The 350-nt window shown below is 67.1% G+C and carries 1 protein-coding gene; it reads left to right on the forward strand.

The features are described from left to right. Positions 1-350, forward strand: a 350-nt coding sequence (locus N826_RS39370; RefSeq protein ID WP_044438142.1) for a response regulator, incomplete at both ends; no start/stop codon positions are given.

The following is a 350-nucleotide window of genomic DNA, read 5'->3' on the forward strand; positions in this document are numbered from 1 at the left end:
ACCGACCTGATCGACGCCGGCTTCTTCCTGACCCAGGCCTATGGCGACTGGTTCGGCTCGTCGGCCCGCGAGGCTTACGAGGAGGAGAAGGCGCACCGGGTCCTGCTGGTCGACGACAGTCCGTTCTTCCGCAACCTGCTGACCCCGCTGCTGACCGTAGCCGGCTATCAGGTGACCACGGTGCAGAGTGCGGACGAGGCGCTGAACCTGTGCGAGGCGGGCGAGGACTTCGACGTCATCGTCAGCGATATCGAGATGCCGGGCATGAGCGGCTTCGAGTTCGCCCAGGCGATCCGCGGCGATACCCGCTGGCACGCTACCCCGCTGGTGGCGCTGAGCAGCCACGCGTC

It is taken from the genome of Skermanella aerolata KACC 11604, assembly GCF_000936425.1.
Taxonomy (GTDB): Bacteria; Pseudomonadota; Alphaproteobacteria; order Azospirillales; family Azospirillaceae; genus Skermanella; species Skermanella aerolata.